Source organism: Nocardia sp. CY41 (assembly GCF_009829325.1).
GTDB lineage: Bacteria > Actinomycetota > Actinomycetes > Mycobacteriales > Mycobacteriaceae > Nocardia.
Map to the genome: position 1 here is coordinate 25,172 of NZ_VUOS01000036.1, position 20,068 is coordinate 45,239.

12 protein-coding genes are annotated in these 20,068 nt (G+C 69.8%); 10 read left to right on the forward strand and 2 right to left on the reverse strand.

What is annotated here, in order from left to right:
- The first annotated feature begins 513 nt into the window (after positions 1–513).
- On the forward strand, positions 514–717 hold the full coding sequence (locus tag GVY64_RS32340) for a hypothetical protein (RefSeq protein WP_159849763.1): 204 nt from the start codon (positions 514–516) through the stop codon (positions 715–717).
- A gap of 456 nt (positions 718–1,173) precedes the next feature.
- Here GVY64_RS32340 and GVY64_RS32350 read toward each other — a convergent pair whose 3' ends face one another.
- Together GVY64_RS32350 and GVY64_RS32355 are read right to left on the reverse strand one after the other, a co-directional pair.
- Entirely contained in the window at positions 1,174–2,097 is a 924-nt protein-coding gene (locus GVY64_RS32350; RefSeq protein WP_159849765.1) for an RNA polymerase sigma-70 factor, read from the reverse strand.
- An 80-nt stretch (positions 2,098–2,177) separates the two neighbouring features.
- A complete protein-coding gene (locus GVY64_RS32355; RefSeq protein ID WP_159849767.1) occupies positions 2,178–3,359 on the reverse strand; it encodes an NAD(P)/FAD-dependent oxidoreductase in 1,182 nt (393 codons plus the stop codon).
- A 247-nt stretch (positions 3,360–3,606) separates the two neighbouring features.
- Between GVY64_RS32355 and sigJ the strand changes: the two genes are divergently transcribed.
- The 9 genes from sigJ to GVY64_RS32400 all read left to right on the forward strand — a co-directional run bounded on the left by sigJ (position 3,607) and on the right by GVY64_RS32400 (position 20,067).
- Entirely contained in the window at positions 3,607–4,551 is a 945-nt protein-coding gene (gene sigJ, locus GVY64_RS32360; protein ID WP_159849769.1) for an RNA polymerase sigma factor SigJ, read from the forward strand.
- A gap of 1,060 nt (positions 4,552–5,611) precedes the next feature.
- Positions 5,612–5,881, forward strand: a complete 270-nt coding sequence (locus tag GVY64_RS32365) for an acyl carrier protein (RefSeq protein WP_159849770.1) — start codon at positions 5,612–5,614, stop codon at positions 5,879–5,881.
- Positions 5,878–11,790, forward strand: coding sequence for an aminotransferase class III-fold pyridoxal phosphate-dependent enzyme (locus tag GVY64_RS32370; RefSeq protein ID WP_159849772.1), 5,913 nt, complete (start codon positions 5,878–5,880; stop codon positions 11,788–11,790). The genes GVY64_RS32365 and GVY64_RS32370 overlap by 4 nt, the downstream gene beginning before the upstream one ends.
- Positions 11,787–12,644 (forward strand): hypothetical protein, encoded by an 858-nt coding sequence (locus tag GVY64_RS32375; RefSeq protein ID WP_159849774.1) that lies wholly within the window; start codon positions 11,787–11,789, stop codon positions 12,642–12,644. Before GVY64_RS32370 ends, GVY64_RS32375 begins: the two co-directional genes overlap by 4 nt.
- Positions 12,641–12,895 (forward strand): acyl carrier protein, encoded by a 255-nt coding sequence (locus GVY64_RS32380; RefSeq protein WP_159849776.1) that lies wholly within the window; start codon positions 12,641–12,643, stop codon positions 12,893–12,895. Before GVY64_RS32375 ends, GVY64_RS32380 begins: the two co-directional genes overlap by 4 nt.
- Positions 12,892–14,634: a fatty acyl-AMP ligase gene (locus GVY64_RS32385; RefSeq protein WP_159849778.1), complete on the forward strand. Its 1,743-nt coding sequence runs from the start codon at positions 12,892–12,894 to the stop codon at positions 14,632–14,634. The genes GVY64_RS32380 and GVY64_RS32385 overlap by 4 nt, the downstream gene beginning before the upstream one ends.
- Entirely contained in the window at positions 14,631–16,034 is a 1,404-nt protein-coding gene (locus GVY64_RS32390; RefSeq protein ID WP_159849788.1) for a cytochrome P450, read from the forward strand. The genes GVY64_RS32385 and GVY64_RS32390 overlap by 4 nt, the downstream gene beginning before the upstream one ends.
- A complete protein-coding gene (locus GVY64_RS32395) occupies positions 16,031–18,778 on the forward strand; it encodes a PEP/pyruvate-binding domain-containing protein (protein WP_159849790.1) in 2,748 nt (915 codons plus the stop codon). Before GVY64_RS32390 ends, GVY64_RS32395 begins: the two co-directional genes overlap by 4 nt.
- The gene (locus GVY64_RS32400; RefSeq protein ID WP_159849792.1) at positions 18,775–20,067 is read left to right on the forward strand and encodes an aminotransferase class I/II-fold pyridoxal phosphate-dependent enzyme; all 1,293 of its coding nucleotides are present in this window, start codon (positions 18,775–18,777) and stop codon (positions 20,065–20,067) included. Before GVY64_RS32395 ends, GVY64_RS32400 begins: the two co-directional genes overlap by 4 nt.
- Position 20,068: the final 1 nt, after the last annotated feature.

A 20,068-nucleotide genomic window follows, 5' to 3' on the forward strand; every position in this document is an offset into this window, starting at 1 on the left:
AAGGCTTCGGGGAATCATGGTGTCGGCAATCGGCGCCGAAAAGCCGCTCCGCCCGCGAGCGCGGCGGTGGGGAAACACACAGCTACTGCTGCGTCCTGCGCCGAGCCAGTGCTGCTTCTCGGTGACGGGGACACCGCACTCGCCGTGGCTACGTGACGCTGCCGAGTCGGCGGCCTGGCCGCTCACGGTCTCGGTGCCGGCCGCGACGGCACTGTGCGGCCGGCTCCACGGCGGTATCCCCCGGATCGGCGGGGGCTATACGGGAGCCGTATCAGCACTTTCACCCGGCTCAACGGGCTCCTCGGCGACATCACCGCGCCTCCGCCGACCAAGCGGCGGCCCCGGACTGGTGAGGCCGCTCCGAGCCGCGCGGGTCGACCGCCCGACCTCGACCCGCGCCGAACGAGCCGAAAGCGGTGCTGGTGGACACGTTTCCCGCGGCGTGGTGGTGCTATTCGGTGAAGTACTGGGACACAACCCCAGAGTTCGACCGAACTGTTCGAGGAGGACTTCATGGCCGAGGAGAGCTATCGCTCCGCCGAGACCGGCGAGTACGTGAGCGAGGAGACCGCAGCGGAGAACCCGAAGACCACTCTCGGTGAGGATGAGCCGCACGATGGTGACAACCGGCGCGACCGCTCGGCGATCACCGGGCACTTCGTCAAGCCGGACACCAGCCGCCGCCACCCCGACACCACCGTCACCGAGAACGGCTGACACCACACCCGACAGCGATTGCGTCTGCCGGCGACGGGTCCGGGTCAAACGACCGGTAGCGTAGGCGAATCGAGCGTCGGGCCACCTATCACGCTGTGACCAGGCAGCTTTCGCGGTCCATGCGGTGCCGCGAGATCGGCCACCGCCCGTGGCGCCACTGTCGATCCGGGTTTCATCGAAGAACGTAAGGGCATCCGAGCGCCGGTGCCCATCTGCCCGGTGAGATCACCGCCGGAACCTTCCACGTCGATGGCGAGCGCGTGTTCTGGGATGTCCGTGACCCCGACAAAGCCGTGGTCATCGAGTTGACCGACGAACGCTACGCGCGACTGGTCGTGCGGGTCGACAACCCCGCATAGGTGGTCGCCATGATCGAACGGGTTTTCTCGCACTGACGATTCGCGACCCTGCCAGGGCTGACACGCGGCCGCAGGTGGGCGCGTGAGCGTGCGGTGCTCAGGTGGCGTCGCCGACCGCCCGGATACCGCCCAACTTCCGCGGATTGACCTGGAAGCGGATGTTCTCGATGTGGTCCGCGTGAATGTCGTAGGTGAGTACGCCGACAGGGTAGTCGCCGATCAGGCCGACAATGCTCAATTCGCCGTTGACGACCGCGGATTCGAAGCGGATGCCCGCGGAGACCGGTTTCGCCATGACGCCGAGCAGCCAGCGCGCCACATGGTCGGGGCCGTGCAGCGGACGGCGCGCGGCGGTGACGATGCCGCCGCCGTCATTCCACAGCGTCACTTCCGGGGCGAGCAGTTCCATGAGGGCGTTGAGGTCGCCGCCGTGACAGGCGGCCATGAACCTTTCGGTGATCTCTTGGCGGGCGGCCTCGTCCGTTGCGAAGCGGGGGCGGCGGGCCTGCATGTGCGAGCGGGCGCGGTGCGAGATCTGGCGTACGGTGGCCTCGGGGCGATCGAGGAAGCCGCCGATCTCGGCGCAGGTGTAGCCGAAGACCTCGCGCAGCACGAATACGGCTCGCTCGGTGGGGTTGAGGGTTTCGAGGACGACCAGCATCGCCGTCGACACCGTGTCGGCCATTTCGGTCTCCTCAGCGGCGTTCGGTGCGGTGATCAGCGGTTCGGGCAGCCACGGTCCGATATAGGTTTCGCGGGTGGCCCGGGCGGATGTGAGACGGTTCAGGGCGAGGTTGGTGACGGTGCGCACCAGGTAGGACTTGGGGTGCTCCACCGAAGCCTGGTCTATCGCATGCCATTTCAACCAAGCGTCCTGCAGGATGTCCTCGGCGTCGGCAACGCTGCCCAGCATGTGATACGCGGTGCCGAACAGCAGTCGGCGATGCTCGACGAACGGGTCGCTCGTCGCGTCGCGCGGCGCGGGTGCCGGGGCCTGCTGGTCGGGTTTGCGATCCTGCATGTGACATCCCTAGCGGTCGGTGGACCCGGCGTCCAGTAGCCGAGAGACCTGTCGGTTCCTCGGCCCCGGACTGCGGAGCATCATGCGTTCTTCCGGGTTGCGCGGCCGCCCTTCGACAGCTGCACGGGGAGTTTCACGTAGCGGCTCAGCTTGGCGGCCATCGGCGGGGTGCTGCTGACCTGCTCCTTGTAGATGACCGCGGCCTTGCCCACGAGGTGCCACCGGTTCGGGGTGTCATCGGCATTGGTGAACTGGATGACCGCGTCCTTGCGGCCCAGGCTCACTGGCTGATGGAAGTAGCCGAAACGCAGCGGCTTCACTGTCTTCCCGCGCAGCAGCCGGGCGATGACGGTGGCGGTGTAGTCGGCGGTGACCACGCCGCTCTGGCAGGTGCCGTGCAGCTGCCCCCATGCCTGCCGCACCGAGGCGGCGTCTCCGACGGCGTGGATCTCCGGGTGCGACACCGAGCGCAGGGTGGTGTCGGTGAGGATCAGTCCTCTCGCGTCGGTGGCGATTCCGGCCTGTGCGGCGAGCGGCGACACCCGCACGCCGGTGGTCCAGAGGATCAGGTCCGAGGAAACGAGTTCGCCGGTATCCAGCCGCACCGCGTCGGGCAACACCTTCGTGACCTCGACCCCGACCGTACGCACCACTCCCAGTCGGTCCAAGGCTCGGTTGAGGTAGGCGCGGGCCTTCTCGCCCATCATGCCGCCGAGTTCTGCTGCACTGACCAGGCGGACGGTCAGGCCCGGATGCGCCTCGGCTATCTCGGCGGCCGCCTCGATACCGGTGAGCCCGCCACCGCAGACGGTGACCGTACCGCCGACGGCGGCGATGTCGTGCAGCCGCTGCGAGAAGCGATGCGCCAGCCGGGGGTCGTCGAGGGTCCACGCGTGATCCGCCGCGCCGGGGACTCTGCTCGTGTCGGTGGTGCTGCCGAGGGCGTAGACCAGCGAGTCGTAGTGGAGCACCGAGCCGTCGTCGAGGGTGACGATGCGGTCGTCGGTGTCGATGGTGGTGGCCGTCGCCTGGTGGAATTCCACGCCGGTGCCCTTCAGCAGGTCCGGGATCCGGAAGTCGGTCAGTTCCTGGCCCGCGGCGACCTGGTGCATGCGCAGTCGCTCGGTGAAGCGGGGCGAGGGGTTCACGAGGGTGATGCGAGTGTTCAGCTTGCGGGTGTAGCGGGCCAGCCGGGCCGTGGCGATGAGGCCGGTGTAGCCCGCGCCGAGGACGAGGATCTCGTGGGTAGGGGTGGTGTTCATCGCTCGCTCCTTGTGAGGCTTGTTCGTGGGGTCGGCTATGGGACAGGGCAGCCCAGGAGAACGTGACACTCCCTGGATATGACCTGCATCACAGCTCTTGTGTGCCATCTGTCCAACGCCCGAACTAAGGGGGAGCAGCCGTTTGTCCTGCGAAAAGAGGCAGTCGGGGCAGCGTGCGGCGCGTATGCGCATCTGTTCGGCGGTGTGGCCGTTCGCGGCGGCAGCGCGCAGCAATTAACTTCGAGGAATGTTGGTTGGTGACCGTGAGGTCGAGGTGTTCGAGAACTCCAGGGCGCGATTGGAGGCGATCGCGTACCGCCTGCTGGGTTCGGCGAGCGATGCCGAAGACGCGGTGCAGGACACGTTCCTGCGCTGGCAGGCCGCCGACCGCGAGTTCGTCGAGACGCCCGAGGCGTGGCTGACGAAGGTGCTCACGAACATCTGCCTCAATCAACTCACCTCGGCACGGGCGCGGCGGGAAGCGTACGTGGGCCAGTGGCTGCCCGAGCCGGTCTTCGCCGGCGACCGGATGCTCGGTCCGGCCGACACCGTCGAGCAGCGCGAATCGGTCTCGATCGCGATGCTCACGCTGATGGAGCGGCTGTCTGCCCGGGAACGCGTCGTGTACGTGCTCCGCGAGGCGTTCGGTTACTCGCACGGTGAGATCGCCGAAGTCCTCGAAGTCACCGAGGCCAATTGCCAGCAGATCTACCGGCGTGCCAAGCAGCACATGGCCGGCGACCGGACGCGCGTGGAGGTCGACGAGGCCGTCGCCCGCAAGATCGTCGACGAGTTCCTCGCCGCCGCCCTGAGCGGCAACACCGACTCGTTGGTGCGGCTGCTGACCGACGATGCGATCAGCGCGGGTGACGGTGGCGGTGTGGTCTTCTCGCTGCCGGAGCCGATCACGGGTGCGCTGCGGGTGGCGAGATTCTTGCGCCGCCTGTTCGAGCCGACCGTAGCCAAGTGGGAGATGATCGGCGGTCGCGCCGCTCTGTTCGCCGCGGTGGCCAACGGCGTCCCCGCCCTGGTGATCGTGGTCGGCGATCGGGTCGTCGGTGTCATCTCCCTGGAGGTGACGACCGACGGCATCGCGGCCGTCCACACCCAGGCCAATCCGGGCAAGCTCGTACGCGCCACGCGCCGCTGGGCGATGTCCGAGCACGGGAGCCCGCTGCTCGACGTCTGGTGAGCTCGCGCTCCACTTCTGTCGGGTTCGGGTAGCGAATACCGCCCCGACGGGACTGCGGCCGGGCGCCGCCGCATCGTTCTCGGGTCGGATACACCGCAGCCGCCGCCGGTCGCCTTCCCGGGTGGCTGCACCTCCCGACGTCGGATCACCTCGTCGACGTTCCTGTCCGGTTCGTCGAGCGGGTCCGACGCGCACCGGCGCGCGGCCGATCAGCATCTCGAGCGCCGCAGCACGTGAGAGGCGGGATCTGCGATGCGCCGCGAAGGTCGTCACCGTTGACGCGAAGCGTGTTCAGCCGACTGCCGAAAGGGGGTTCGTGCATGCAGAGGAATCGCCCTGGAGCCCGCTGAGGCCGATTGTGGTCGGTCACAGCATTTACGCATACTACCGACTGGTAATGAGAGGCGTCACATCCCGGTGGCGGTCCAGGAGTTAGCTGGTCTTCGGATGGCTGAAATACGTTGCCGCACAGCGTAAAAACGCCGTTACGTGACTTCATATTCTGGTCGGGATGCGGTAGGGGAAGTGTGCGAGATAAATACCGATGGGTTGGTATTTATCGTCGCTTGGCCACTGGATTAATGCCGCATGAACAGCGCCGTTCCGGCGCGGAGGCATTTGTGGTGCAGCACGGTGGCGGCTGAGGGGGATTCGCCGCATATGTCTTCTGTCAAATCGTCTCAGACGGCACGTTTCCCGACGTACTTTCCGCGGTCTGCGGCTTTGTTTCCGGAAACATACGGCAGAAAATTAGCCGAAAAATTGCCTTCCGGTGAAACATGGTGCTGGGCAAGCCCTTCGGAATTGCAGCTCGCATAGGGCGCGTGTACAGATGTGAGAACGCGGGGCGGTGTCGTGGCACGCCGCACGCGCAAGGCGGGACAGCGAGATCGGACGGTCCCGTTCGCGAATATCGGAGGATGAGTGAACGCGGACTCGGCAGGTTATAAAGCCTGCTCTGAACTGTGCGTATCCGGTTCGAAACGGCCGGGTCGGCGTCGATCGGCAGGCAAGTTCCGCGCCGGTGGAAAGGTTCGTCGCGCGGTGGAGGAGGCCCTGAATGAATGAATTCGATGCTGTGGCCGAACGAGTTCTCACGATGTTCTCACGCGGTCTGCACGCGGTCGAAATAGAGCCGGACACACCATTGCTGGATTATGGCTTGGACTCGGTGCGGTCGGTGGAGTTGGTGATCGAACTCGAGCGGGAGTTCGGCATCGAGATCTCCGACGAGGAGGCGGCGACGCTGCACACCGCACGCGAGGTGATCGCCTGCGTGACGGCGAAGACGAGCCGTACCCGGCACACCCGGGCCGAGGCGCGGGCATGACCGCGCGTGCCGGGTGGCGGGAACAGTCGCCGCCCACGGGATCCGACCCGTTCGGTGACTTCGCCGAGTACAACCGGCCCGGGCTGGCCGCATTGCTGCGAGCCTGTCACCTCGACGTGCTGTACACCGCTGCGGACGGTGACCATCTCCTCCGCGCGGACGGCACCCGGGTGCTGGATCTCGTCGGCGGTTTCGGCGCCGCGCTCTTCGGTCACAATCATCCGGCGCTGGTACGGGCCGCGACCGCGACGCTGAACCAGCAGGTGCCCTTCGTGGCGCAGGGGAGTGTCCGGCCCGGCGCCGCGCGGTTGGCGCGGCGGCTGTCCGAGTCGGTCGGTGCGTGCACCGGCCGGGAGTACGTGGTGACCTTCGGTTCCACCGGAGCCGACGCGGTGGAGGCGGCGATCCGGCACGCGGCTGTCGCGCACGCGCGCGCCCTGTCCGCACTGGACGCCGAGCTGCGGCGGACGCTGCGCCGGCTCCGTCGCGACGACTTGCACGACGTGCGCCCGTCCGCGCCCGCCGGGGACGCCGAAGCGCGGCCCGCCGCGGCCGTGCTCACCGAATCGTTGGACCGGATCGCGCGGTTGCGGGAGCGCGGCCCGGTGTTCGTCTCCCTCGCGGGCGCGTTCCACGGAAAGAGCGCTGGTGCCTTCGCGCTCACCGAACAGGCCGATACCCCGGCCGACCTGGTGGTGCCCGGACCGCCGCGACTGCGGCTCGACAGCTGGGCGCCGGACGAGGTGGCCGGCGCGTTCGCGGACGAGCTGTGCACCGTAGGTGTCATCGACCTCGGTCCCGACGGCGCGCCCGTGCGCACCTGGCGGCAGCTGTCGCCCGTCGCGGCGGTGTTCGCCGAGCCCGTCCAGGGTGAAGGCGGCGTGCGGGAAGTTCCCCCCGATACCCTGCACGCCCTCCGGGAACTCGCCGATCGGCATGCCGCGGCGCTGATCTTCGACGAGATCCAGTGCGGCATGGGCCGGACCGGCACCTTCCTGGCGTCGGCGCCGTCGGGTGTGCGCGCGGACTACTACCTGATGTCGAAATCACTCGGCGGCGGACTGGTGAAGATCGCCGCGCTGCTGGTGGACCGTGCGCACGCCGTCGCCGAATTCGGTCGCTACCACACCTCGACCTTCGCCGACGACGAGCTGTCGGCGACGGTCGCGGACACGGCACTGGACCTGTTGCGCGACAACCAGCTCCGGATCAGCGACGCGGGAGCGCGGTTGCGGGCGCATCTGGACGAGGTGGCCCGCCGCTGGCCGCGCGAGATCGTGGCGGTGCGCGGGCGCGGGCTCCTACAGGGGGTCGAGCTGCGGGCGCCGGAGCCGCGATCGGCACTGCTACGCGAGATCTGCGCGCCCGACATGTTCGGCTACGTGGTGGCCGGATACCTGCTGCACCGGCACGCGATCCGCATGTTGCCCACTCTCTCGGCGCCGACCACCCTGCGCGTCCAGCCGTCGGCGTTCGTCACCGAAGCCGACATGGCGCGGCTGGCGACCGCGTTGGACGACATCGCGGCGTTGCTGCACCGCGGCCGGTACGACGTCCTGCTGGCGCACCTGGCCGCTCCGGTCACCACGAAGACCACGGTGACGGATCGGGCTCCGCTGCCCCGGCGCGCCGACACGCCACCCGCGCGGGACCCGCACGCACCGACCAGGGTGGCGTTCCTGGCGAACCTGCCCGAGACGGCGGACCTGCGCCGATTGGCCCCCGAGCTGGCAGCGTGGACCGACGCCGAGCTCGCCGCCTTGCTCGAACGTCTGCGCCCCGTGGCGGATCCCTTCGAGTTGACCAGACGGACGATCTCCTCACCCACCGGCGCCGAGGTCGAGATGATGGTGTTCGCGCTGCCGCTGACGGCCGGACAGATCGTCGCGCATCAGCGTGCCGGCGAGCGGACCTACGTGCGGGAACTGGTCTGGCACGCGGTGGAACAGGCGATCGCGGCCGGAGCCACGGTGATCGGGCTGGGCGGCTACACCTCGATCGTCACCGACGCCGCTCGCGAGGTGGCGGAGGACACCGTCACGGTCACCTCCGGCAATTCGCTCACCGCGGCCTGCGCCTACGAGGTGCTCGGCGCCGAGCTGGCCGCACTGCCGCCGGGGCAGCGGCGAGTCGGCATTCTCGGCGCACTCGGCAACATCGGCGCCGTCATGGCCGAACTGCTTGCCCCGCTGGCCGATTCGCTGGTCCTGGTGGGCAGGTCGGGCGCCGGGGCGCGCTTGCGCCGCGTAGCCGCCGGACTCCCCGGCGAGGTGGTCGTGAGCGAGGATCTGGCCGCACTGCGGGACTGCCGGGTGGTCGTGACCGCCACCAACTCCGCGGAGCCGCTGATCACCGCGCGGCATCTCGCCACGCGCCACCCGGTGCTGATCTGCGATCTGGCCGTACCGGGCGATGTGGACCCGGCGGTCGCCGCGCAGCCGCACCTCACCCTGGTCGACGGCGGCCGCATGGCGCTGCCGCTGGGCCAGACCCCGTCCCTGCCCGAAACCGGGTTGCCCGCCGGAATCGTCTACGCGTGCATGGCCGAGACGCTGCTGCTCGGCTTCGAACCGCGTACCGCGAGCCCGTCCTACGGCGCGCTCACCGTGGGGGGCGTCCGCGCGGCGCGGAGTCTGGCCGCTCGCCACGACCTGCGCCCGGTCCTACTGCCGACAGGAGCCACCACCGTGATCACTCCGACGACCGCGTCCGCACCGATGTTCCTGGGCGCGGCCGACTTCGCGCCCACTCGGGCGGGCGGCAAAGCCGCCACCCTGCACGAACTGCTGACCGACGGATTCGCCGTCCCGCCCGGTTTCGTCGTGGCTGCCGATCTGGACCTGACCGGCGTCGGCGACGACGATCTATCCGGCTGGGTGCGGGCGATCGGCGGGTTCCCGGTGGCCGTGCGCTCCAGCGGCGTTCTCGAGGATCTCGACGACGCCAGCTTCGCGGGCCAGTACGAGTCCTACCTGGACATCGCGGACGCGGCGGCGCTGCGGACGCACATCGAGCGGTGCCGCGGCTCGGTACGCAACGAACGCGTGCGGGCGTATCTGTCCCGCCGCGGCATGGCCGACACCGAGGCGACCGTGGCCGTCTTGGTGCAGCGGATGGTGGAGGCGCGCTGCGCGGGCGTCGGATTCAGCATCGATGCGCTCACCGGCATCGAGGAGCACGCGGTGCTGGAGGCCTGCCACGGCGTGGGGGAGCGTCTGGTCTCCGGGCAGGTGACCCCGACTCGCTACACGCTGCGGCTGTCGGACGGCGGTGTGGTGGCGCGCGAGGCGGGCGACGAGGACGTCAGGCTCGACGGCGCAGACACCGAGGCGCTCGCCGCGCTGCTGCTGGCGGTGCAGGCACGCAGGCATCGGCCGCAGGACATCGAATGGGCGATCGATGGCGACGGCGGATTGTGGCTGCTGCAGTCCCGTGCGGTCACCGCGATCAGCTGGCGCACCGACATCGACCAGTTCTCCGATGCGGACCTGCGCGACGGCGGCGTCTCGGCCCGCGTGTGCACACCCATGATGTTCTCGTTGTACGACAACGCCTTCCAGTACTCGATGCAGCGGTTCTTCGAGGGATTGGGGCTGGCCCGGCCGGGCGAGGAGCCGGACTGGATGGCGATGTATTACGGCCGGGCCTACTGGAACGTGAGCGCGGTGAAGAAGTGCTTCCAGCGCATACCCGGCTTCGACGAGCAGCACTTCGACGACGATCTGGGCGTCCTCAACGAATACGGCCCGGAGGGGCCGATCCGCACCGCGAACACGCCGCTGACCATCGCCCGGGCGCTGCCGGTCGCGCTGGCGGTGCAGCGCAGCTACCGCGAACAGCTCACCGCCGTCGACACGTTCGCCGCGAGCTGGCCGGCCAAGTACGCGGCGTGGCGCGAGCGGGTGCGCGCGCTGCCGCACACCGACGAGGCGACCTTCGCCGCCGATCTCGCCGACTGCCTGCTCACCCTGCACGCCGCGACCGAACGCACCTACTTCACGACGATCTATCACAACTCGAGCGTGCAGACCGACTTCAAACAGCTGCTGGACAAGATCGACGCGGCCACCGGCGCGTCCAGCTCCGCCCTCGACCTGATGGGTGGCCTCGCCGAGATCAGCCACATGGCGCTGCAACACGGCATCGTCGAATTACACCGGGTGGCAACGCAGTCCGGGCTGGACGGTCCGGAGTGGGACGAGGCGCTCGCGGCTTTCCTCGCCGAGCAGGGCTTCCATGCCGACGCCGAACTCGACCTCACCTGCCCGCGCTGGTCGGAGGAGCCGGGACGGGTTCGGTCGATGATCGCGGTGATGCTCGAACACGGCACCGCGCCGGCCGACCCTGCGGCCACACTGGTGGAGCAGCGCAAGCGCTACGAGTCCGAATCGGCCGCGCTACGAACCCGCGTTCGTGCCCGGCCCACGACCCGGGTGCGGTATGCCAAGGCGCTGGACAAGCAGATCGAGCGGATGCGCCGCTATCTCGTCGCCCGGGAGCGGATGCGGGAATTCTCGTCGCAGTGTTACGCCGTCGTGCGCGCCTACGTGGTGGAGGCGGGTGCCCGTCTGACCGCCACCGGTGCGCTCGAGCACGCCGACGACGCGTTCCAGCTGACCATCCATGAGCTCACCGACCTGGTCGCGGGCCGCGCGGACGCCACGGCCCTCGCGCCCGTGATCGCCTACCGACGGGCGATGTACGAGGGGTATCGCGATCTCACGCCGCCGCACGAACTCGGTGGCGGGGTGACCGTGGCGGCGGTGCGTGCCGTCGCCGACGGCGACCTGTCCGGTCTCGGATGCAGTCCCGGTATCGCCGAGGGAACGGCGCGGGTGATCACCGCGCTCACCGACATCGACCAGTTGCGCGACGGCGACATCCTCGTCACGCGTTTCACCGACCCGGGATGGACTCCCGCGCTGGGCTTGGTGGCGGGTGTGGTGACCGAGGTGGGCGGCATGCTGTCGCACGCCGCCGTGATCGGGCGCGAGTACGGCATTCCCGCCGTGCTGAACGTAGCGGGAGCGACGAGCGCCGTGCGATCGGGTCAGCGGATCCGAATCGACGGAAGCGCGGGAGTGGTTCGGATCCTGGACGCGGATTCCGTCGAGGCCCCCGCGGCGAACGAACCCTCCGCGGATCACCGGCGAGCCGACAGCACCACTGCCGAGCCGCCGGAGCAGGACTCACCGCCACCCCCGGTCCGTCGCGAGATATCCGCGACGGCAGATCCTGCCGCCTCACCCCGCGTGAGTCGCGGCTCCGGAAAGGAAACAACACTGACCGCACGTAAACGCCTGATCTGCCTCGCCGGCGGTGACGGCTCGGGGAAGACCACCCAGGTGGCGAGGATCGCCGCCGAATTCGAGGCGCAGGGCCACAGCGTCGCCGCGGTGACGATCTGGGACGCCTTCCTCGACCCGAAGGCCTCCTCGAAACTCCCCTGGGGAAGCCCCGCCGAGATCTACGGTTACCTCCAGTTGCTGACCCCGCTCAGCCGAGCGCACTTCCTGTTCCACGCCATGCAGCTGTCGCTGGACCTGGCGGCCGAACGCGGCGCGGATATCGTGCTCGCGAACGCGTACTGGTACAAGTACTACGCCACCGAGGTCGCCCACGGTGGCGACCCGGCCGTTCTGCGCAGCCTGGCGGCGGGCTTCCCGGAACCCGACCGCACGTTCTACCTCGCGGTGCGGCCGCAGGACGCCCTGAGCCGCAAACGATTGCGCAGCGACTACGAGAGCGGCTACGGCGACGAGGAATCGTTCCTGGCCTTCCAGCAGCGCAGCCACGAGGCGCTGGACGCGCTGTCGGACGAGCTGGGCTGGATCCGGCTCGACGGCACGGCGGCGCAGGCCGAGATCACCGGTGCCGTGCTCACCCAGTTGCGCGAGGACGACCGATGAGCGGCTCGCATACCCGCCGGGTGGCCCTGGTCGGCATCGACGGCGCGGGGAAATCCTCGGTGCTGGCCGCGCTCCGCGCGCTGGCGGTGCGGACCGACGCCGGTGGCTTCGCGTCGATGACCTGCCCCGACTTCCACGACACCCGCGACGTTCCGCTCGCCGACCTGTCCCGGCAGCTCAGGGCGTTCAGCGTCGGCTGTGACGAGATCGGTGACGTGGCGATGAAGGCCACCGCCATGTACCTGCAGATGACCCTGTTCGGGCCGGTGGAACAACACTTCCTGCGCACCTGGGCGCCGGATGTGCTGGTGTGCGAACGGCATCCGCTGATCGAACTGCTCGTCTACGGCCCGTTGTACGTGGCGCTGGCGGGCACCGACGGGCGCTGCCGCGAGCGGCAGGACGAGATCGCGGCGGTGCTCGATCGGCATCGACCGGGCACGTTCGCCGACATCCTGGCCTGGCAGCACGCCCAGGCGGCCCGGCTGGGCAGTTCGCCGGACCCGTGGCTGCTGCTGTCGGAGATCGCGGAACTGGTCGGTCGCGACATCGCCGCAGCGGTATCCGGTTTCGCCGAACGATTCCGCACCACGCTGCCGGACACGGTGCTGTGGCTCGACGCGCCGCCCGAGCAGGCGGCGGCACGCTGTGTGCAGCGGTCGGGGCGCGGGCCCGTCGAGGCCCATGAGACCGCCGAGCGGCTGACCGCGCTGCGCGCGGGCTACGAGCAGGTGCGCGAGACCCTCGCGACCGCGTTTCCGGAGGTGGTATTCCACCGCATCGAGACCGGCGACGACGTCGACCTCGCGGAATCGGTGCGCGCCTGCGTGACGGAAGGGAAGTTGCTCGGATGAGCACGCGCGACGACATCGGCTCGGCGGATCTGGAAGCGCGGGTCCGCGCGATCGTCGGGGAGGTGCTGTGGGTGCCCGCGGCCGACCTCGACCCGGCGGCGCCGCTGATCGACTACGGACTCGACTCGCCCACCGCCATCGAACTCACCCTTCAGCTGGAACACGCCTTCTCCGTGAGCATTCCGGAGGACGACGCCGCCCGGCTGACCACGGTCGCCACGATCGTGCGCTACGTCGAGGATCAGGCATGACCACACCACCAGGGCCACTGCGGCCGCACCACCCGAGCATCGTGCACGCGCTGCTGTCCGGCGGCGAACGCGGCGCGGCGGCGGCATCGACGGTCATCCTGCCCGAACGCGCCGCCGCCGGGCACGGCGACGAGATCCACCGGCGGCATGACGAGCTTGCGAGCGCCGCGTGCCGCGCCGCGGCGGGCCTGGCCGCCGACGGCGTGCGCCGGGGCGATCGCGTGTTGCTGTGCCTGCCCACGTCGGCGGAATTCGTCACGGTCTTCTTCGGTGCGCTGCTGCTCGGCGCGGTGCCCACCGCCATCGCCACCCCGGGTGGCTTCGGGGCCGCCGAGATCTTTCTGGATCGGTTCGCCCGGCTGCTGGCCTATCTGGACCCGACGGCCGTGGTGAGCACTCCGGCGGTGCTCGCCACGTTGCCCGTGCCCGCATCGGTGGCGGCGATCGACGCCTCGGCACTGCACGCGCTGGCGCACACCTCAGGGGCTCCCGCGCTCGCGCCGCGCCTGCCCGCATCGGACGATGTCGCGTTCATCCAAGCCACCTCCGGCTCGACGGGCACGCCGAAGGGCGTGCAGGTCACCCACGCGAATCTGGCCGCCAACTGCGAGCAGATCGCCCGCGCCGCCGCGATCGGACCCGGCGACACCTGGGTCGGCTGGCTGCCGCTGCACCACGACATGGGCCTGATCGGTGGGTTCCTCACGCCGCTGTTCCGCGGCATCGACGCGGTGCTGATCCCGCCGAACCGGTTCCTGCGCCACCCGGCCGATTGGCTGCGCGCCGTGCACGAGCATCGCGGAACTCTCACCGCAGCACCGAACTTCGCCTACGGCTACGCCGCCGCGCGCATCGCCGACAGCGACCTGGACGGAGTGGATCTGTCCGCATGGCGGTTCCTGTTCTGCGGCGCCGAACCGATCCATCCGCCCACGGTGCGGCAGTTCGTCGACCGGTTCGGCGCCTGGGGGCTGCCCTCCGACGCGCTCGTGCCGTGCTACGGGCTGGCCGAGGCGTCGCTCGCGGTGACGGTGGCCGCTCCGCGCGCGCCGATCGCGTTCGACTCGGTCTCCCGCCGCGGACTGGCCGAAGACGGCGTCGCGGTGGATGTCCCGGCCGACGACGGCGACGCGCTGGCCATCGTCGACTGCGGTGCGCCCGTGGCGGGCACCGAAGTCCGCGTGGTGGACGAGGAGGGGACGCCGTGCGGCGCGGATTCGATCGGCCGGGTGCAATTCCGTGGACCGTCCACCACGCCGGGATACTTCCGGCTGCCCGAAGCCACCGCCGCCACCCGGTCGGAGGGCTGGTGGGACACCGGGGACGTCGGGTACCTGCGGAACGGCCGGTTGCGGATCACCGGCCGGCGCAAAGACCTGATCATCATCCGCGGCGCGAACTATCTGCCCACCGACTTCGAGGTCGCCGCCGAGCAGGTGCCGGGAGTACGGCCGGGCGGCGTGGTCGCGGTGGGACGACCCGAGACGGGCGGTGGCTCGGAAGAGCTGCACCTGATCGTCGAATCCGCGGTGGCACAAGCGGAGCACGACACACTGGCCCGTGCGGTACGGGCCGCGGTGAGCAAACGCACTGGGGTGCTGGCCGCCGGCGTGCGGATCGTCGCGCCGCGCAGCATCCCGAAGACCACCAGCGGGAAGGTTCAGCGCACCGCGGCCCGGCGACTACTCGACGCCGACGAACTGGTCGGCGCCGCACGCGGGGAAGGCCTGACGCGATGACACTTTCGACGGCGACCATGCGCCGCCTCGACGGTCCGGCCGCCCGGCATCCGCTGGGCGTCTACGCCCGCTACCGGGCCGACCCGCTCGGCCTGTTCTACGAGTCCGCGCTCCACTACGGCAGCGTCCGGCTGCGGCTGGCCCACCAGCACGTGCACCTGCTGGTCGAACCCGAGCACATCGAGCAGGTGCTGGTCACCCGTGCGGGGCGCTACGCGAAGGGCATCAGCTATCGAAGCCTGAACCACCTGCTCGGGCCTGGGCTGCTGACCAGCGGCGGCGAACTGTGGAAACGCCAGCGTGCCCTGATCAATCCGGCTTTCGCGCGCCGTCATGTCGAGACCGAGATCCCGCTCATGGTGGAGTGCGGGCAGCGGATGCGTACCCGCTTGGACGCTCGCGCCGCCGACGGCGCGGTATTCGACCTGGTACCCGAGCTGATGGGCTTCGCCGCCGACGTCGTATGCCGCGCGGTACTCGGCGCGGACCTCGACGGCGTGCTTCCACAGATCGAGGACGATGTGCGTCAAGGCGTTTCGTGGGTCATGCGGCACATGGCCGCGCCGATCCAGTTGCCGCCGCGACTGCCCACTCCGGGTAACCGGCGGCTGCGGGCAGTGCGCCAACGGCTGCATCGCGTGGTGGACGAGGTGATCGGCAGGCACCGGCAGATCAGCGGCGCCGACTCGCTGCTCGCCCGGCTGCTCACCGCCCGCGACGACACGGGACACGCGATGGACGACGAGCAACTGCGGCACGAAGTGCTGACCTTCCTGCTCGCCGGTCACGAGACCACCGGAGCGGCGCTGGCCTGGACGATCTACGAACTGGGCCGCAATCCCGCGGTGCTGGACCGGCTGCGCGCGGAGATCGACGCGCTGCCGGAGGCGCCGGACCACCCGGACGCCGTGCGCGCCGCGCTGCCCCGGCTGGAATACACCGGCCGCGTGATCGATGAGGCGATGCGCCTGCATCCTCCGGCCTGGGCGTTCAGCCGCACCGCGGTCGAGCCGGACCATTTCGACCGGTTCGACCTGCGACCCGGCGCGATCGTCGTGATCAGCCCGTTCGTCAACCATCGGCTACCCGGGTTCTGGGACGCGCCGCTGACTTTCGATCCGGACCGGTTCACCAAGGAGCGGATCCGGGCGCGCCCGCCGTTCCGGTATTTCCCCTTCGGATGGGGCGCGCATCTGTGCGTCGGCCGGCAGCTGGCGCTGATCGAGATCCGGGTGGGTCTGGCGATGGTGCTGTCGCGCTACGACATCGAACTGGTGAACGGGATGCGGGTGCGCGAGCACCCCGAGATCTCCAACACCCCCGACCCGGTCCTGGTCCGGTTGACCCGGCGCGAGCGCGCCATCCCGGTGACCCGGACCAGACAGGAGGCCGCACGATGACCAGTGCCACCGCCGGCGCGATACTGCGCGCCGAAACCCTCGCGACGGACCCGGCGGCCGCCGCGCACGCCGGAGCCAAGGCCGCCAACCTCGCCGGACTGCAGGCCGCCGGATATCGAGTGCCGCCGTTCGCCGTGCTCGGCACCGACACGTGCGCGCGGCTGCTCGCCCCGTCCGCCGACGCCGTCGCGGCCATGCTCGCCGGGCTCGATCCGGACGATCCGGCCACCTTGCGGTCCGTCTCGTCCAGGATCCGCACTCTCGTCGAGGGGCGACCGCTGCCCGCAGACATCGCCGCCGAACTCGAGGCCGTGGTCGCGGAATTGGCCGCCGACGGTCCGGTCGCAGCGGGCGAGGTGCGCTTCGCCGTGCGATCGTCGGTGCGCGGCGAGGATTCGGCGACCGACTCCTTCGCCGGACAGCTCGACACCGTGCTGAACGTAGCGGCATCCGAGCTGCCCGCCGCGATCGGGACGGTACTCGCGTCCAACTGGTCGGAGCGCGCGCTGTTCTACCGCGCGCGCCGCGGTCTCGACGACGCGCCGGTCGCCTGCGCCGTGGTGGTGCAGGTCCTGCTCGACAGCGCCGTCTCGGGAGTGGTGTTCAGCTGCAATCCGCGCAGCGGTGACCCCTCCGAAGCGGTGGTCGCGGCCGCGCTCGGATTGGGTGAAGGCGTGGTGGCGGGCACGGTGGACTGCGATACCTATTTCGTCGACCGCGCCACCGGCGCCATCACCTCGCGGGTGGTCGCCGAGAAACGCAGTCGCGTGGTGGCCGCGCGGCACGCAGCGGGCACCACCGTAGAAGAACTCGGCGACCCGGTGACGGTGGCGGCGCTGTCCGACGCGGAGATTCGCGAGTTGGCCGAAGTAGCGGGCGCGCTCGCCGACCACTTCGGCGCGCCGCAGGATGTCGAGTTCGCCTACACGCCCGACGGGCGATTGCACCTCCTGCAGGCCAGACCGGTCACCGCGACCGGGGCGCGCGAGACCGTCTTCGACAACGTCAACGTCGCCGAGTCGTATCCCGGGTTGTCGAGCCCGCTGACGTTCTCGGTCCTGCGCGCCGCCTATGAGCGGGTGTTCCGCACGTGTCACCGCGATTTCGGCGCCACCACCCGGATCATCGACCGCAACGCCGCCGATCTGTATCCGTATCTGGTCGGCACCGCGCGCGGCCGGATCTACTACAACATCAGCAACTGGTATCGCCTGTTCCTCGAGATCCCCGGCATGGATTTCGCCATCGAAGGATGGGAAGCTGCGCTCGATATCGAGAACCGATACCAGCGGCCGCCCGTGCCGGCCCGTGGCATCGCCCGGCTGCGCGCGATCGCGCTCCGCCTGCGGGTGTTCGCGATCATCCTGCTCGGCCGGCTACGTCTGCCCCGGCGGTTGCGCGCGTTCTTCACGGCGCTGGCGGCGGCCACCGAGGACCTCGAACGGAGGCTGGAGGAGAACGCGCCGGAACGCGAACGCGACGCGCACGCGTTGCTGGCGTGGACCGAGCGTTTCTTCGATGAACTCGTGCCCGCGTACTCGGTGCAGATCTTCAACGATTTCCTCGCCCAGCAGATGTTCCATGTGGTCGGCCTGCAGTTGCGACGGGCCGGCCTCGCCGAGGACGAGGCGCTCACCCTGCGCAACGAGTTGTTCTGTGGCGAAGACGGTGTCGACAGCGTCGATCCGGTGCGCTCGGCACTCGCACTGACCGCGCGGGTACGCGCCGACTCGGCATTGCGCACGCTGTTCGACGGCCCCGCCACCGCACAGCAGGTGTGGACCGCCCTGTCCGAAGACCGGTTCGCGACCTTCCGCGCGGCGTGCCTGCGTCACATCGCCGAGTTCGGCGACCGGACCGTGGACGAACTCAAGTTGGAGACCGATCCGCTCGGCGAGCACCCCGAACGACTGGTGCCCATGCTGCGGAACTACCTGCGCGGCGGGCAGAACGCCGACGACATGATCGCGCGTGAGCAGGCGATCCGTCGTGCGGCCGAGCGGACGGCGGCCGACCTGTTCGCCGGTGCACGCGTGCGGCGGTGGCTTTTCCGGCTCGCGCTGCGGCTGGCCCGTGAACACGTGAAGCAGCGCGAGAACATGCGGCTGGGCCGCAGCCGAGCCTTCGGTCTGCTGAAGCGGGTGTTCCGGGAGTACGGCAGGCGACTGCACGCCGACGGCCTGCTGGGCGATCCGCGCGACGTCTTCTGGCTCACCTACGAGGAGATCGCGGCACTCACCCGCGGAACGGCGGTGGACACCGACACCACACGCACCGTCGCCCTGCGCAAGGCGGATTACGAACGCTGGCAGGCGCAACGCCTGCCCTCCCGCATCGTCACGACCGGGATCGCCGCGGCGGATATCGGCGATCCGGCGCTGGAGCAACCGGCCGGGGACGCCGCCGAAGGAGCACGCGTACTGCACGGAATCGGCTGTGCCCCAGGGCGCGTCGAGGCGCCCGCACTGGTGCTGCGCACCCCGGATCCGGACGTCGCGATCGACGGGCAGATTCTGGTGGCCGCGACCACCGACCCGGGCTGGGTGTTCCTCATGGTCGCCGCGGGCGGGCTGGTCAGCGAACGGGGCAGCCTGCTTTCCCACACCGCCATCATCGGACGCGAACTCGGCATCCCCACCGTCGTCGGCGTTCCCGGAGTCACCGGCCTGATCGGAGACGGTGACCTCCTGGTGCTGGACGGCCGCGCGGGCACCGTGACTCTCGAGCAGGAGCGACGACCGTGACCGCACCCGATCCGGCCCACGGCGAGAACTTCAGCCTGGAGCACTATCTGGACCCCGCGGCGCACACGTTCGACCAGCGTTTCGCGGAGTTCCGGCCCTACGCCCAGCATGCTCGCGGCAGCGGTTTCGTGTTGCGGGAAGTGACCGGGCCGTCCGGCGCGGTTGTCCCGGTGGGCGATCCGGCGACCGGCGCGACCGACGAATTGATCATGCTCGGGTCCAACAACTACCTCGGCCTGGGCAACGAACCGAGCATCGTGGAGGCGGCCATCGCCGCCATACGCGAATACGGGGTGGGGCATGGCGGCCCGCCGTTGCTCAACGGCACCACGACCCTGCACCGGCGGCTCGAGGAACGGCTGGCCGAACTGAAGGGCTGCGAGTCGGCCATGGTCTTCTCCTCGGGATACGCGGCCAACGTCGGCTGGGTGACCGGTCTGCTGCGCAAGGGCGACGTGCTGCTCTACGACGAACAGAACCATGCCAGCCTGTACGACGGCATCCAGCTCGGCCGGGTGCGCTCGATGGCCTTCGCGCACAACGATCTGCGCCATCTGCGCCACCGGCTGATGCAGATCCGCTGGCGGAACCCGGGGGCGAACGTGGTCGTGGCCGTCGAGGGCGTGTACTCGATGGACGGTGACATCGCACCGCTGCCGGAGATCCGCGCGCTGTGCGACGCGTTCGGTGCGTGGCTGGCGGTCGACGACGCGCACGGCACCGGAGTGCTCGGCGCGCGGGGGCACGGTACCGCCGAGCATTTCGGGCTCGGTCCGGGATCGGTGGAGCTGACCATGGGCACGTTCTCGAAGGTCTTCGCGGGCACCGGCGGCTTCGTCGCCGGCTCGCGGGACCTGGTGGACACCCTGCGCTTCTTCGCCCGCTCCTACATGTTCTCCGCCGCGCTCGCACCGTCGGTCGTCGCGGCGGTGCTCGCCGGCATCGAGTTCCTGGCCGCGCATCCCGAACGCGTGGCGCGACTGCACGACAACGTCGGATACTTCGTGCGCGGGCTGCGCGCGATGGGTTTCGCCGTCGATCCGCAGACCGCGATCATCCCGATCCTGGTCCCACCGCGGTTCGCCGTCGCCGACGTGGTCACCGCCCTGCACCGGGAGGGTGTGTTCGTCAACGGCGTCGAGTTCCCCGCCGTGCCTCGCGACCAGCAACGCCTGCGGATCAGCATGATGGCCACGCTCACTCGCGACCATCTCGACCGCGCACTGGACCGCATCGACACCGTCGCGCGCCGCATCGGCTTCCATCCCGAACAAGAAGGGATCGCTTGAC